This is a genomic window from Streptococcus oralis (assembly GCF_006175905.1).
Taxonomy (GTDB): Bacteria; Bacillota; Bacilli; order Lactobacillales; family Streptococcaceae; genus Streptococcus; species Streptococcus oralis_BG.
Genome location: NZ_SSNB01000003.1, coordinates 125,876 through 140,610, shown reverse-complemented (window position 1 = coordinate 140,610; position 14,735 = coordinate 125,876). Strand labels below are relative to the sequence as shown.

13 protein-coding genes and 1 tRNA gene are annotated in these 14,735 nt (G+C 40.3%); all 14 read left to right on the top strand.

Annotated elements, in window-relative coordinates; genetic code table 11:
* Nucleotides 1–92 precede the first annotated feature (92 nt).
* Nucleotides 93–2,180, top strand: coding sequence for a type I DNA topoisomerase (gene topA, locus E7Y33_RS06470; RefSeq protein WP_139689997.1), 2,088 nt, complete (start codon nucleotides 93–95; stop codon nucleotides 2,178–2,180).
* 106 nt (nucleotides 2,181–2,286) lie between these two features.
* Nucleotides 2,287–2,646 (top strand): YbaN family protein, encoded by a 360-nt coding sequence (locus E7Y33_RS06465; protein ID WP_007516860.1) that lies wholly within the window; start codon nucleotides 2,287–2,289, stop codon nucleotides 2,644–2,646.
* A gap of 93 nt (nucleotides 2,647–2,739) precedes the next feature.
* Nucleotides 2,740–3,372 carry a copper homeostasis protein CutC gene (locus tag E7Y33_RS06460; RefSeq protein WP_125391283.1) on the top strand — a complete coding sequence of 211 codons (633 nt, stop codon included), beginning with the start codon at nucleotides 2,740–2,742 and terminating at the stop codon, nucleotides 3,370–3,372.
* 43 nt (nucleotides 3,373–3,415) lie between these two features.
* A complete protein-coding gene (locus E7Y33_RS06455) occupies nucleotides 3,416–4,072 on the top strand; it encodes an MmcQ/YjbR family DNA-binding protein (RefSeq protein WP_139689996.1) in 657 nt (218 codons plus the stop codon).
* Nucleotides 4,073–4,386: 314 nt separating this feature from the next.
* Complete coding sequence (locus E7Y33_RS06450) at nucleotides 4,387–5,949, top strand: 2-isopropylmalate synthase (protein WP_139689995.1); 1,563 nt, start codon at nucleotides 4,387–4,389, stop codon at nucleotides 5,947–5,949.
* A gap of 11 nt (nucleotides 5,950–5,960) precedes the next feature.
* Nucleotides 5,961–6,998, top strand: coding sequence for a 3-isopropylmalate dehydrogenase (gene leuB / locus E7Y33_RS06445; protein WP_139689994.1), 1,038 nt, complete (start codon nucleotides 5,961–5,963; stop codon nucleotides 6,996–6,998).
* A complete protein-coding gene (locus tag E7Y33_RS06440) occupies nucleotides 6,995–7,264 on the top strand; it encodes a DUF1294 domain-containing protein (RefSeq protein WP_139689993.1) in 270 nt (89 codons plus the stop codon). The genes leuB and E7Y33_RS06440 overlap by 4 nt, the downstream gene beginning before the upstream one ends.
* A 3-nt stretch (nucleotides 7,265–7,267) precedes the next feature.
* Nucleotides 7,268–8,650, top strand: a complete 1,383-nt coding sequence (leuC, locus tag E7Y33_RS06435) for a 3-isopropylmalate dehydratase large subunit (protein WP_139689992.1) — start codon at nucleotides 7,268–7,270, stop codon at nucleotides 8,648–8,650.
* Between the two features lie 9 nt (nucleotides 8,651–8,659).
* The gene (leuD, locus tag E7Y33_RS06430; RefSeq protein ID WP_084857567.1) at nucleotides 8,660–9,253 is read left to right on the top strand and encodes a 3-isopropylmalate dehydratase small subunit; all 594 of its coding nucleotides are present in this window, start codon (nucleotides 8,660–8,662) and stop codon (nucleotides 9,251–9,253) included.
* A 26-nt stretch (nucleotides 9,254–9,279) separates the two neighbouring features.
* Nucleotides 9,280–10,059: an L-threonylcarbamoyladenylate synthase gene (locus tag E7Y33_RS06425; protein ID WP_084927324.1), complete on the top strand. Its 780-nt coding sequence runs from the start codon at nucleotides 9,280–9,282 to the stop codon at nucleotides 10,057–10,059.
* 152 nt (nucleotides 10,060–10,211) lie between these two features.
* Nucleotides 10,212–12,137: an McrB family protein gene (locus E7Y33_RS06420; protein WP_161976051.1), complete on the top strand. Its 1,926-nt coding sequence runs from the start codon at nucleotides 10,212–10,214 to the stop codon at nucleotides 12,135–12,137.
* Nucleotides 12,124–13,428, top strand: a complete 1,305-nt coding sequence (locus E7Y33_RS06415; RefSeq protein ID WP_139689990.1) for an McrC family protein — start codon at nucleotides 12,124–12,126, stop codon at nucleotides 13,426–13,428. The genes E7Y33_RS06420 and E7Y33_RS06415 overlap by 14 nt, the downstream gene beginning before the upstream one ends.
* Nucleotides 13,429–13,603: 175 nt before the next feature.
* Nucleotides 13,604–14,590, top strand: a complete 987-nt coding sequence (locus E7Y33_RS06410) for a GMP reductase (RefSeq protein ID WP_084937712.1) — start codon at nucleotides 13,604–13,606, stop codon at nucleotides 14,588–14,590.
* A gap of 67 nt (nucleotides 14,591–14,657) precedes the next feature.
* Nucleotides 14,658–14,729 (top strand) — tRNA-Arg (locus tag E7Y33_RS06405).
* Nucleotides 14,730–14,735: the final 6 nt, after the last annotated feature.

Genomic DNA, 14,735 nt, shown 5'->3' with positions numbered 1-14,735 from the left:
CTTTTCTTCTATATATAGGACTTAGGTCTTGACAGCTATAGAAAAATGGTTTACACTTTATAAAGTTTATTACTTTGAAAAGGTGTGATAGTGTGGCTACGGCAACAAAGAAGAAAAAATCAACAGTTAAAAAAAATCTAGTCATCGTGGAGTCGCCTGCTAAGGCGAAAACGATTGAGAAATATCTAGGCAGAAATTACAAAGTTTTAGCCAGTGTCGGGCATATCCGTGATTTGAAGAAATCCAGTATGTCAGTCGACATTGAAAATAACTATGAACCACAGTATATCAATATCCGAGGAAAAGGTCCTCTCATCAATGACTTAAAAAAAGAAGCTAAAAAGGCCAATAAAGTCTTTCTGGCGAGTGACCCGGACCGTGAAGGAGAAGCAATTTCCTGGCATTTGGCTCACATTCTCAACTTGGATGAGAATGATGCCAACCGTGTAGTCTTTAATGAAATCACCAAAGACGCAGTAAAAAATGCCTTTAAAGAACCTCGTAAGATTGATATGGACTCGGTCGACGCCCAACAAGCTCGTCGAGTCTTAGACCGCTTGGTAGGGTATTCGATTTCGCCTATTTTGTGGAAAAAGGTCAAGAAGGGCTTATCAGCAGGACGTGTGCAGTCTGTTGCCCTTAAGCTCATCATTGACCGTGAAAATGAAATCAATGCCTTCCAACCGGAAGAATACTGGACAATTGATGGTGTCTTTAAGAAGGGAACCAAGCAATTTCAGGCTTCTTTCTATGGTATGAATGGCAAAAAGATGAAATTGACCACTAATGAAGAAGTCAAAGAAGTCTTGTCCTATTTGACTAGCAAAGATTTCACAGTAGAACAGGTAGATAAGAAAGAACGCAAACGCAATGCGCCCCTACCGTATACAACTTCAACCATGCAGATGGATGCTGCTAACAAAATCAATTTCCGTACTCGAAAGACCATGATGGTGGCTCAACAGCTCTATGAAGGGATCAATATCGGATCAGGTGTGCAAGGTTTGATTACCTATATGCGTACAGACTCGACTCGTATCAGTCCTGTGGCTCAGAATGAAGCGGCAAGCTACATTAACGACCGTTTTGGTAGCAAGTATTCCAAGCACGGTAGCAAGGTCAAGAATGCCTCAGGTGCTCAGGATGCCCACGAAGCCATTCGCCCATCTAGTGTCTTTAACACACCAGAAAGCATCGCTAAGTATTTGGACAAAGACCAGCTCAAGCTCTATACCCTTATCTGGAACCGTTTTGTGGCTAGCCAGATGACAGGCGCTATCTTTGATACCATGGCTGTTAAGCTTTCTCAAAATGGGGTTCAGTTTACGGCAAATGGAAGCCAAGTTAAGTTTGATGGTTATCTTGCTATCTACAATGACTCTGACAAGAACAAAATGTTGCCAGATATGGCTGTTGGAGATGTGGTCAAGCAGGTCAATAGCAAGCCAGAACAACATTTCACTCAACCTCCTGCTCGCTATTCGGAAGCGACTCTTATCAAGACCTTGGAGGAAAATGGGGTTGGACGTCCGTCAACCTACGCTCCAACCATTGAAACCATTCAGAAACGTTATTATGTTCGCCTTGCAGCTAAACGTTTTGAACCAACAGAGTTGGGAGAAATTGTCAATAAACTCATCGTTGAATATTTCCCAGACATCGTAAACGTGACTTTTACAGCTGAAATGGAAGGAAAACTGGATGATGTCGAAGTTGGAAAAGAGCAGTGGCAACGGGTCATTGACGCCTTTTACAAACCATTCTCTAAAGAAGTAGCCAAGGCTGAATCCGAAATGGAAAAAATCCAGATCAAGGATGAGCCAGCTGGATTTGACTGTGAAGTTTGTGGCAGTCCAATGGTAATTAAGCTAGGACGTTTTGGTAAATTCTATGCTTGCAGCAACTTCCCAGACTGCCGTCATACACAAGCGATTGTTAAGGAGATTGGTGTCGAGTGTCCAAGCTGTCATCAAGGACAAATCATTGAACGCAAAACCAAGCGCAATCGTATCTTCTATGGTTGCAATCGTTACCCAGAATGTGAATTTACTTCCTGGGACAAACCAATTGGCCGTGACTGTCCAAAATGCGGACACTTCCTAGTGGAGAAAAAAGTCCGTGGTGGAGGCAAGCAGGTTGTATGTAGTAATGGCGACTACGAAGAAGAAAAAATTAAATAAAATGCAGAGTCCTGAAAATGAATTTCAGGCTCTTTTTTGTTGATGCTTGACAAATTTCCCCCTTGTGTGCGAAACTAGAGGAAGAGTAATTTATCTAGGAGAAATCATGCGTATCATTTATCTCAGTATTGGCTTTATTTCACTGGCTTTAGCTGTTATTGGAGTTGTCTTACCACTTTTACCAACAACCCCCTTTCTTTTGTTAGCTATTGCTTGTTTTTCTAAATCTTCTAAGCGTTTTGAAGACTGGCTTTATCATACAAAGCTTTATCAGACCTATGTAGCTGACTTTCGGGAAACCAAGTCAATCGCGCGAGAACGAAAGAAAAAAATCATTGTATCTATCTATATCTTGATGGGAATTTCTATCTATTTTGCCCCTCTTTTACCAGTCAAAATCGGTCTGGGAGCCTTAACTATCTTTATCACCTACTATCTCTTTAAAGTCATTCCTGACAAAGAATAGATAAAAATAGTAGTTATTTGCCTTGATAAAAATGAAAACATATTTAAAATAATATGATATAATAAATTTAAAGAAAACATCAAGGAGAATCAAATGATTTACGAATTTTGTGCTGAAAATGTGACCTTGCTTGAAAAAGCGATGCAGGCTGGAGCTCGTCGAATCGAACTTTGTGACAATCTAGCTGTAGGAGGAACAACACCTAGCTATGGAGTGACCAAGGCAGCGGTTGAACTGGCAGCTAACTACGACACGACCATTATGACCATGATTCGTCCCCGTGGTGGCGACTTTGTCTATACTGATCTTGAAATAGCGATCATGCTGGAAGACATTCGTTTGACTGCTCAGGCTGGAAGTCAAGGGGTTGTATTTGGGACATTAACTGCTGATAAAAAGTTAGATAAGGCTAATCTTGAAAAGTTGATTGCCGCCTCTAAAGGAATGGAAATTGTCTTTCACATGGCCTTTGATGAATTGAGTGATGAAGACCAGTTGGAAGCCATTGACTGGCTCAGCCAAGTTGGTGTTACCCGTATCCTAACTCGTGCTGGTGTGTCTGGAGACTCGCTAGAGAAACGTTTCGCTCATTATCACAGAATTTTGGAACAGGCTAAAGGTAAAATTGAAATCTTACCAGGCGGGGGGATTGACTTGGACAACCGTCAAACCTTTATAGACCAGCTGGGCGTGACACAATTGCATGGAACTAAGGTTGTCTTTTAAAAAATAGAAAGGAACTGCTAGCTTTTGGTAGCAGTTTTCACTTATGTTTGAAATTTTTAAATCTTACCAGTTTAATCAAGAAAAAGCTCATGCCTATGGTTTTGTAGAAAATGGAGAGGTCTGGAACTATAGTTGCCAGATTTTGCAGGGTGAATTTTTCATGACAGTCTCTATCACACCTGATAATGTGAGCTTTCAGGTCTTTGATCAGGAAACGGGTGACCTCTATCCTCAAGTACACATGGAAAGTATGCGGGGACGTTTTGTCGGAAGTGTCCGTGAGGCTTGTTTGGAGATTCTTTACCAGATTCGGAAGGCTTGCTTTGATGTGCAGGATTTTATCTGTCCTCAGACTAAGCGTATCATGGCTCAAGTTCAGGAAAAGTATGGTAATCAATTGGAGTATTTGTGGGAAAAATCGCCTGATACAGCTGTATTGCGCCATGAAGACAATCAAAAGTGGTATGCTGTTTTGATGAGAATCCCATGGGATAAGCTGGAAAAGGGAAGAGAAGGGTTAGTGGAAGCAGTCAACCTCAAACATGATCAAGTAGCTGACTTTCTTTCAAAAAAAGGCATTTATCCAGCCTTTCATATGAACAAACGTTACTGGCTTAGTCTGGCGCTTGATGGTAGTTTGCAAGATGAAGAAGCGTTAGAACTCATCGAAAAAAGTTGGAACTTGACTGTGAAAAAATAGGGAAATTCGCTTGAGTTTTCAAATACTTTCAATTAACAAAATATTCTTTACTGAAGAAATTTTCAGAAAATAATGGATTTTTTCTTGACAAGTGTTTTTAGCTATGCTAAAATACTAAACAAGATATCAAACGAAGGAGAAAGTCAAACATGAAAACAGCTAAGTTTAATCAATTTGCTTTGTTGTTGAGGTACTCGGGCTAGTGCAAAAGCATTAGTCCTGTTTGGCTTACCAAGCGGGAGTAAATCAACATCTCGCTTGGGCTTCTGAGCGAGATGTTTTTTTAAAACCACATTTGGAAAAGGGGAAATCTTATGCGTAAAGTTGAATTTTTTGATACAAGCCTTCGTGATGGGGAACAAACACCTGGTGTTAACTTCTCAATAAAGGAAAAAGTTTCCATTGCAAGACAGCTGGAGAAATGGGGAATTTCTGTAATTGAAGCTGGTTTTCCAGCTGCTAGTCCAGATTCATTTATAGCCGTTCAAGAAATTGCTAGAGCCATGAAAAAAACAGCAGTGACAGGATTAGCTCGTTCTGTAAAATCTGATATTGATGCTTGTTATGAGGCTCTTAAGGATGCCAAGTATCCACAAATTCATGTCTTTATCGCTACTAGTCCGATTCACCGCAAGTATAAGCTCAATAAGAGCAAGGAAGAGATTTTAGAAGCTATCAAGGAACATGTTTCTTACGCACGTTCTAAGTTTGAAATCGTCGAATTCTCTCCTGAAGATGCGACTAGAACAGAGTTGGATTTCCTCTTACAAGTCGTTCAAACAGCGGTCGATGCAGGTGCATCTTATATCAATATCCCTGACACAGTTGGCTTTACGACTCCAGAAGAGTTTGCACGCATCTTTGATCACTTGACTGAAAATATTAAATCAGATCATAAAGTTGTCTTTGGTGTCCACTGTCACGATGATCTCGGTATGGCAACTGCAAATACTTTGATAGCAATTAAACACGGTGCTGGACGTGTCCAGGGAACTATTAATGGTATCGGTGAACGCGCAGGTAATGTTGCTCTTGAAGAAGTAGCTGTTGCTTTGAATATTCGTGAGGATTTCTTCCAAGCAACTAGTGATATTGTTTTGGATGAAACAATGAATACGTCTGAAATGGTTTCTCGCTTCTCTGGTATTCCAGTTCCTAAAAACAAGGCTGTGGTTGGTGGTAATGCCTTCTCTCACGAGTCTGGTATTCACCAAGATGGAGTCCTTAAAAATCCTCTCACTTATGAGATCATCACACCTGAATTGGTCGGGGTTAAGAGTAATAGTCTTCCGCTTGGTAAATTGTCTGGTCGCCATGCCTTTGTTGAAAAACTAAGAGAATTGGCTCTAGACTTTACAGAAGAGGATATCAAACCACTCTTTGCTAAGTTCAAGACACTAGCGGACAAGAAACAAGAAATCACAGATGCAGATATTCGAGCTCTGGTTGCTGGAACCATGGTTGAAAATCCTGAAGGCTTCCACTTTGATGATTTACAACTTCAAACTCATGCAGATAATGACATTGAAGCTCTCGTTAGCCTAGCAAATATGGATGGTGAGAAAGTCAAATTCAATGCGACAGGGCAAGGTTCCGTTGAAGCTATCTTTAACGCTATTGATAAGTTCTTCAACCAATCTGTTCGTTTGGTATCCTACACTATCGATGCGGTAACAGATGGAATCGATGCCCAAGCTCGGGTTTTGGTCACTGTTGAAAACAGAGATACCGAAACCATCTTTAACGCAGCAGGTCTTGATTTCGATGTATTGAAGGCTTCGGCTATTGCTTATATCAATGCCAATACTTTTGTTCAAAAAGAGAATGCAGGTGAGATGGGGCATAGCGTTTCCTACCGAGACATGCCTAGTGTGTAAAGGAGAAGGCTATGACAAAGAAAATAGTAGCTCTAGCAGGGGATGGAATCGGTCCAGAAATCATGGAAGCTGGTTTAGCAGTTCTAGAAGCTCTAGCTTCAAAAACAGGCTTTGACTATGAGATAGATAGATGCCCCTTTGGAGGTGCAGGTATTGATGCTGCGGGGCATCCCTTACCTGATGAAACCCTCAAGGCATGTAGAGAAGCAGATGCTATTCTCCTTGCGGCTATTGGTAGTCCCCAGTATGATGGTGCATCTATTCGGCCTGAACAAGGCTTGCTGGCTCTTCGGAAGAAACTCAATCTCTATGCCAATATTCGACCTGTTAAGATTTTTGACAGTCTCAAGCATTTGTCACCTCTCAAACCGGAACGAATTGCTGGTGTAGACTTTGTCGTGGTGCGTGAGTTGACAGGAGGTATTTACTTTGGAGATCATATTCTTGAAGAGCGAAAAGCGCGTGATATCAACGACTACAGTTATGAGGAAGTGGAGCGGATTCTTCGCAAGGCCTTTGAGACTGCAAGAAATCGCAGAAAAATCGTTACTAGTATCGATAAGCAAAATGTTCTGGCAACATCAAAACTCTGGCGCAGAGTAGCTGAGGAAGTCGCGCAAGATTTTCCAGATGTGACCTTGGAGCACCAGTTGGTGGACTCAGCTGCTATGATTATGATTACCAATCCTGCCAAGTTTGATGTCATTGTGACAGAGAATCTTTTCGGAGATATCTTATCTGATGAATCAAGCGTTCTATCAGGCACACTTGGCGTCATGCCATCAGCCAGTCATTCTGAAAAGGGGCCAAGTCTTTATGAGCCTATTCATGGTTCAGCGCCTGATATTGCAGGTCAAGGAATTGCTAATCCTATTTCTATGATTTTATCAGTAGCCATGATGTTGAGAGACAGTTTCGGATGTCATGAAGATGCAGGGCGTGTCGAACAAGCTGTAGAAGCCAGTTTGGCAGCAGGAATTTTAACGAAAGATATAGGAGGAAAGGCTTCTACCAAGGAAATGACGGAAGCCATCATTGAAAGACTATGAAGATAAACGAAGGAATAACTGTTACTCTCTTGATTTGGAATCTTTTGATATTTATAATCTATGGCATAGACAAATACAAGGCAAGGAGAGGTGTTTGGCGCATCCCAGAGAAAATTCTCTTGACGATTGCACTTGTCTGTGGTGGTTTTGGTGCTTGGTTGGCAGGAAGGACCTTTCACCATAAGACTAGAAAATGGTATTTTAAAACGGTTTGGTTTCTTGGGATGGTGACCACGATAGTAGCCTTATATTTTATTTGGAGGTAATGGATGGCAGGGAAATCGATTTTTGATAAATTATGGGACCGCCATGTCATCACAGGAGAAGAGGGGCAGCCCCAACTCATGTATGTGGATCAGCACTATATTCACGAGGTGACCAGTCCTCAGGCTTTTCAAGGATTGCGAGATGCAGGTCGCAGATTGAGACGACCAGACTTGACATTTGGAACTTTTGACCACAATGTCCCAACTGTCAATATCTACGATATTCGAGATGTGATTTCTAAGGCCCAAATTGATAAGCTTGCTGAAAATGTTGAGGAGTTTGGGATTGAACATGCAGCCCACGGTTCTGAAAAGCAGGGAATCGTTCACATGGTAGGTCCAGAGACAGGACGGACCCAACCAGGAAAATTCATCGTTTGTGGAGACAGTCACACAGCTACTCACGGAGCTTTCGGAGCTATCGCCTTTGGGATTGGGACCAGTGAGGTCGAGCATGTCTTTGCTACCCAGACCCTCTGGCAGGTTAAACCCAAGAAAATGTTGGTAGAATTCACTGGTGTTCCTCAAAAAGGAGTTTATTCTAAGGATTACATTCTCGCCTTAATTGCCAAGTATGGCGTTGCTTGTGGTGTAGGATATGTGGTGGAATATCGTGGAGAAGCCATTGATGCACTGACCATGGAAGAGAGAATGACTATCTGCAATATGTCCATCGAGTTTGGTTCTAAGATGGGAATTATGAATCCAGACCAGACTACCTATGACTATCTCAAGGGACGGGAATGTGTTCCAGAGGACTTTGAGGAGGCTGTGGCGGATTGGAAAACCCTAGTTAGCGATGACGATGCTGTTTATGATAAGGTTATCCAGATGGATGTCTCAGACTTGGCTCCTATGGTGACTTGGGGAACCAATCCTGCTATGGGCGTTGACTTTGACAGTAGCTTCCCAGAAATTAAGGATATGAACGATGAACGTGCTTATCATTACATGGACTTGGAGCCTGGTCAAAAGCCAGCGGATATTGAACTAGGTTATATCTTTATCGGGTCTTGTACCAATGCTCGTCTCAGCGATTTGCAACTGGCTGCGCGATTTGTCAAAGGGAAGAAAATTGCTCCCAATCTAACAGCAATCGTAGTACCAGGCTCTCGTCCTGTGAAACGAGCTGCTGAGAAGTTGGGCTTGGATAAGGTTTTCTTAGACGCTGGCTTTGAGTGGCGAGACCCTGGTTGCTCAATGTGCCTAGGGATGAATCCTGACAAGGTCCCTGATGGGGTCCACTGTGCCTCAACCAGTAACCGCAACTTTGAAGATAGACAGGGATTTGGCGCTAAGACTCATCTCTGCAGTCCAGCCATGGCAGCGGCGGCAGCTATTGCAGGGCGTTTCGTAGATGTTCGGCAAATGCCAGAGGCCCAGTAAGGAGAGGATATGGAGAAATTTACAGTTTATACGGGAACGACCGTTCCTCTCATGAACGATAACATCGACACCGACCAAATACTCCCCAAGCAGTTTCTCAAGTTGATTGATAAAAAAGGCTTTGGTAAGTACCTCATGTATGCTTGGCGTTATCTAGACGATAACTATACCGAGGACCCAGACTTTGTTTTTAACCGACCTGAATATCGTAAAGCTAGTATTCTCATCTCGGGGGATAACTTTGGTGCGGGGTCTTCGAGGGAACACGCAGCTTGGGCTCTAGCTGACTATGGTTTTAAGGTCGTGATTGCAGGTTCTTTCGGGGACATTCATTACAATAATGAACTCAATAATGGTATGTTGCCTATTGTTCAGCCTAGGGAGGTTAGAGAAAAGCTAGCCCAACTCAAACCGACCGACCAGGTAACTGTAGACTTGGAACAACAAAAAATCATCTCATCAGTTGGAGAATTCACTTTCGAAATCGATAGCGAATGGAAACACAAGCTCTTAAATGGTTTGGATGATATCGGTATTACTTTGCAGTATGAAGACTTGATTGCTGCCTATGAAAAACAACGACCAGCCTACTGGCAGGATTAGAAAAATAGAAAAGGAACTATAGAACTATGACAAAACACATTCAATGGAACGGAACACTTTCACAAGAAGGCTATGACATTTTAAAAGGTGAGGGCGGATGTATCGTTTGCCCCACAAAAGTTGGTTACATTATCATGACGAGCGATAAGGCAGGTCTTGAACGCAAATTTGAAGCTAAAGAGCGTAACCGTAACAAACCAGGTGTTGTACTTTGTGGTAGCATGGATGAGCTTCGCGCTTTAGCACAACTCAATCCAGAAATTGAAGCCTTCTACCAAAAACATTGGGATGAAGATATTCTCCTTGGTTGTATCCTTCCTTGGAAACCAGAAGCTTTTGAAAAACTCAAAGCATACGGTGATGGCCGTGAAGAACTCATGACTGACGTTCGTGGTACTAGCTGTTTTGTCATCAAGTTTGGTAAAGCTGGTGAACAGTTGGCTGCTAAACTTTGGGAAGAAGGCAAGATGGTCTACGCCTCATCAGCCAACCCATCTGGAAAAGGAAACCGTGGTAAGGTAGAAGGAATCGGAGAACGTATCGAAGGAGCAGTGGACCTTGTCATCGAAGCAGATGACTACGTTGCTTCTATCCAACCAGACAAAACGATTGAAACGCGCTACGAGCAAGGTGTGATGGTTTCTATGGTCGATAAGGACGGAAAACTCATCCCAGAACAAGGTGAAGCACGTTCAACCTCACCAGCGCCAGTTGTTATCCGCAAAGGGCTTGACATTGATAAAATCATGATGCACCTGTCAGATACCTTTAACTCATGGGACTACCGTCAAGGTGAGTATTATTAAGATAAAAAAGAAGTCTAGTGTTATGAGGGAATAAAACCCTCTACTCTAGGCTTTTTCTTTAGAAATTCTTTTCTTTTTATATAGGATATGATATTCTATATATAAAATATATAGTTTTTTATTCGAACATTATTATAAAAGGAGTAAGATTGATGTTGAAAAGAAAAGTTAGTCTGGAAGATTTTTATGACTGGTACCAAGAAAATAAAATAAGATTAAGAGAAGATGCATCTAAATATAGTATTTACAATGAACAATTACGTGAAGAATTTCTTAAAGAGTGGCCACTTGATAGAATTTTAATCATGTCTATTGATGATTATGTTATTGGGAAAGGTGCTAAAAGTAATTCTTTTTGCTATAGTCTTGAGAGGGGTAAATACAAATCTTTATTTTTAGGTATTGGCGGAGGAGGCTCTTCAAAATTTGGTATTTATTGGAATGAGGATACCCAAAGCTATAAAAATCAAGCTAATAAAATCATTCCTATATCTGAATTGGAGCAACGTTTTAATAAACTAAAAAGAGATCTGTATCAGATTATTCAAATCGGTAGTAAACTTGATTTTGACAATCCTATATTTGATATGAAAAAGTCAACAAATGAATTTATTAGTCGTTCTGCTGTGGTGACAAAACTACTTTGTATTTATTCTGAGAATCCTTCTTTTTTAGGAGTAAATATGAATAGTCAAAATGAATTTTGGAATAGGTTGATTCCCCAAAGAAATCAAGGAGGACCCTATCGTCAGAATCATGAGATTTTTAAACTGTTTTCTAAAACATATCCTGAACTAGAATCTTCAATGTTGGGTAGTATTTTATTTGAGTATTCAAAATATATTATAGACAGTGATGATAAGCAAGGAGAGAAAGAAATGTCTGAACAAAATAATTTTCATCATACCTTGAGTAATATCTTATTACAATCCAAAAACCTCATTCTCCGTGGTGCACCTGGTACAGGAAAAACTTATCTTGCTAAAGAAATAGCTAAAGAATTAACGGATGGCAACGAAGACCAAATCGGCTTTGTACAGTTTCACCCTTCCTATGATTATACGGATTTTGTAGAGGGGTTGAGACCAGTATCAAATGGGGATGGAGCTATTGAGTTTAAGCTAGAAGATGGTATTTTTAAAGATTTATGTCAGAAAGCAAAAGAAGCCCAATTGATTGGAGGACAAGATAATTTTGATGAGGCTTGGGATTCTTACTTAGAATATATAAATGTTGCTGAAGAAAAAGAATATATAACAAAAACATCTTACTTATCTGTTAATAGTAGACAAAATTTGTCAGTAAATTATGATAGTGGTGTTCCAGGATGGTCACTACCTCGCAAATATGTTTACGAGTTGTATAAAGATAAAAATTATAATAAGCAAGAATACTACAAAAGTGGTGGAAAAACTGTCCTAGAAACATTGAGAAAGAGATTTGGTTTGAAAGACTATGTTTCCCCAACAGAAATTGATACTGATAAGAAATTCGTTTTCATCATTGATGAAATCAATCGTGGTGAGATTTCTAAGATTTTTGGTGAACTCTTTTTCTCTATCGACCCTGGTTATCGTGGTGAAAAGGGGAGTGTTTCTACCCAGTATGCCAATCTACACGAAACTGATGAGAAGTTTTATATCCCCGAAAATGTTTACATCATCGGAACAATGAATGATATTGACCGCTCGGTGGACACCTTTGATTTTGCTATGCGTCGTCGTTTTCGTTTTGTTGAAGTTACTGCCGAGAGTCAAGTTGGCATGTTGGATAAAGAATTGGGTATCCATGCAGAAGAAGCAAAACTTCGTCTTAGAAATTTGAACGCTGCTATCGAAAACGTTCAGGAATTAAACAGTCATTATCATATCGGTCCAAGTTATTTCCTTAAGTTGAAGGATGTAGACTTTGACTATGAAATACTCTGGTCAGATTACCTCAAACCTCTTTTGGAAGATTACTTACGAGGTTCTTATGAAGAATCTGAAACTCTGGCAACATTGAAAAAAGCATTTAATCTGACAAATAAAGAGCAAACAGTTCAGCAAGATACTGGTGATGATAATGCGGATAACTGATAATCAGCATAAAATTGCTAAAGAAGACTTTGTCGTAGAATATCCCAAACTAAGTCAAGCGCTTCTTGATAGAACACTGGATAACCTTTCTATAGAAGAAAATATCTTTATTTTTCCAAATGATTTGACTCATACTCCTGATTTGGATAAGGACCAAAAGATTTTTGAAACTGTAAAGCAGGAAATTAAGACTGGGAATGTGATTGGTTTTCTTGGATATGGTCAGGAAAGATTAAAGATTGCCTCTCGTTTTTCTGATGAAAGTAATGACTATTTTTTGCATTATCTTTTACAAAAGGTACTCAATATCAATCTGACTAGTTTGGATTTTGGTCTATCTCAAGAGGATAAACTTTATCAGTTCTTGATTTACCTCTTTCCAAAGTATCTGCAAGTCGCTCTCCGAAAAGGTCTTTATAAGGAATACCAGAGATTTTCTCATAACGACAGTCATGTAAAGGGAGTGATAGATGTAAGAAATCATCTTAAGAGAAATGCTCCTTTTATGGGAAATGTTGCCTACACAACGAGAGAGTTCACCTATGATAATCCACTCATGCAATTGATTCGGCATACGATTGAGTACATAAAGATTCAAAAAAGTTTCAGATCTTTGCTTGATAATAATCGTGAAACTATAGCTGAAATTATCCGTGTAAGTCCGTCTTATAAACTCGCTGATCGTGCTAAGATTATCAGAATGAATAAAACGAAACCCATCCGACACGCCTACTTCAGAGAGTACAGAAAGTTACAGGAGCTTTGCCTGATGATCCTAAATAGAGAGAAGCATGGGTTAGGATATCAAGATCAAAAAATCCATGGTATTCTCTTTGATGTTGCCTGGCTTTGGGAAGAGTATATTTACACCCTGTTGCCAAAAGATTTCATCCATCCACGAAATAAGGATAAGACGGACGGTATTTCAGTATTTTCTAATCGTGAAAGAAAAGTATTTCCAGATTTTTATCATAAAGAGTTAAAAATAGTTTTAGATGCTAAATATAAAGAACTGGAATTCACTGAAAAAGGAATCAATCGTGAGGACTTGTTCCAGTTGATTTCCTATTCTTATATTATAAAAGCTGAGAAAGCTGGACTGATTTTTCCTAGTATGGAGCGGCCAGTAAATAGTGAAATAGGAAAACTAGCTGGTTATGGAGCTCAATTGAAGAAGTGGTCTATCCAAATCCCTCAGAATGCCTCATCCTATAGTGCATTTTGTAAAATGATGGAAAATTCAGAAGAAAATTTTAAAGCGATTATTGATGAAGAAGAGGAGAGAGTCTAATCTCTCCTCTTTCTCTTACTATTTATACAAGTAATTTCCGAACAATATGATTTGATTATTGAAAATATTTGACAAAAACTGTATTTTGGTTTATAATAAGTCAAGGAAACGTCGGGAAAAGGCGTAGAGATGCGCAAGCATAGGTAGGTCATAACAAAAGAAACGAGACATCGATATGTTAAATGAATTTCCAATTTTTGATTACGAAGATATTCAGTTGATCCCAAATAAATGTGTCATTAAAAGCCGTGCAGAAGCAGACACGAGTGTTACCCTTGGAAATCACACTTTCAAACTACCTGTTGTACCAGCAAATATGCAGACGATTTTGGATGAGAATGTTGCAGAGCAACTGGCTAAAGGCGGTTACTTTTACATTATGCATCGTTTTGATGAGGCTGGGCGCATTCCTTTTATCAAACGCATGCACGATCAAGGGCTCATTGCTTCCATTTCTGTCGGTGTCAAGGATTACGAGTATGATTTTGTTAGTCAACTCAAGGCTGATGCTCCTGAGTATATCACGATTGACATTGCTCATGGTCATGCGGATAGCGTGATTTCTATGATCCAACACATCAAGAAAGAATTACCAAATACTTTTGTCATTGCTGGGAATGTTGGAACTCCAGAAGCTGTACGTGAACTGGAAAATGCTGGTGCGGATGCTACCAAGGTTGGAATCGGTCCTGGTAAGGTTTGTATCACCAAGGTCAAGACTGGTTTTGGTACAGGTGGTTGGCAGTTGGCGGCACTTCGCTGGTGTGCTAAAGCTGCGCGTAAACCGATCATCGCTGATGGTGGGATTCGTACTCATGGTGATATTGCTAAGTCTATTCGTTTCGGTGCCAGCATGGTCATGATTGGTTCCCTTTTTGCAGGACACATCGAAAGCCCAGGAAAGACGATTGAAGTCGACGGAGAACAGTTCAAAGAATACTATGGTTCAGCTTCACAATATCAAAAGGGTGCTTATAAAAACGTGGAAGGAAAACGCATCTTACTTCCTGCCAAAGGACATTTGCAAGACACCCTTACTGAGATGGAGCAGGACTTGCAAAGTGCTATCTCTTATGCAGGTGGACGAAAGGTTGCTGACCTCAAACACGTTGATTATGTTATCGTGAAAAACTCTATCTGGAACGGGGATGCTTCCCACTAATGGACGCTTAGTCTACCCATAAAAAACTTGTTATTAGAGCAAATTTCTGTTATAATAAGACAAGTTTCCACCCTTAGTGTAATGGATATCACGTAAGATTCCGGTTCTTGAGATGGGGGTTCGATTCCCTCAGGGTGGATGCAAA

Coding starts and splice junctions, on each gene's coding strand:
- E7Y33_RS06455 (WP_139689996.1), top strand. CDS start 3,416: ATGTTTGAAATTTTTAAATCTTACCAGTTTAATCAAGAAAAAGCTCAT.
- E7Y33_RS06425 (WP_084927324.1), top strand. CDS start 9,280: ATGACAAAACACATTCAATGGAACGGAACACTTTCACAAGAAGGCTAT.
- E7Y33_RS06440 (WP_139689993.1), top strand. CDS start 6,995: ATGAAGATAAACGAAGGAATAACTGTTACTCTCTTGATTTGGAATCTT.
- E7Y33_RS06460 (WP_125391283.1), top strand. CDS start 2,740: ATGATTTACGAATTTTGTGCTGAAAATGTGACCTTGCTTGAAAAAGCG.
- E7Y33_RS06465 (WP_007516860.1), top strand. CDS start 2,287: ATGCGTATCATTTATCTCAGTATTGGCTTTATTTCACTGGCTTTAGCT.
- leuD (WP_084857567.1), top strand. CDS start 8,660: ATGGAGAAATTTACAGTTTATACGGGAACGACCGTTCCTCTCATGAAC.
- E7Y33_RS06415 (WP_139689990.1), top strand. CDS start 12,124: ATGCGGATAACTGATAATCAGCATAAAATTGCTAAAGAAGACTTTGTC.
- E7Y33_RS06420 (WP_161976051.1), top strand. CDS start 10,212: ATGTTGAAAAGAAAAGTTAGTCTGGAAGATTTTTATGACTGGTACCAA.
- leuC (WP_139689992.1), top strand. CDS start 7,268: ATGGCAGGGAAATCGATTTTTGATAAATTATGGGACCGCCATGTCATC.
- E7Y33_RS06450 (WP_139689995.1), top strand. CDS start 4,387: ATGCGTAAAGTTGAATTTTTTGATACAAGCCTTCGTGATGGGGAACAA.
- leuB (WP_139689994.1), top strand. CDS start 5,961: ATGACAAAGAAAATAGTAGCTCTAGCAGGGGATGGAATCGGTCCAGAA.
- E7Y33_RS06410 (WP_084937712.1), top strand. CDS start 13,604: ATGTTAAATGAATTTCCAATTTTTGATTACGAAGATATTCAGTTGATC.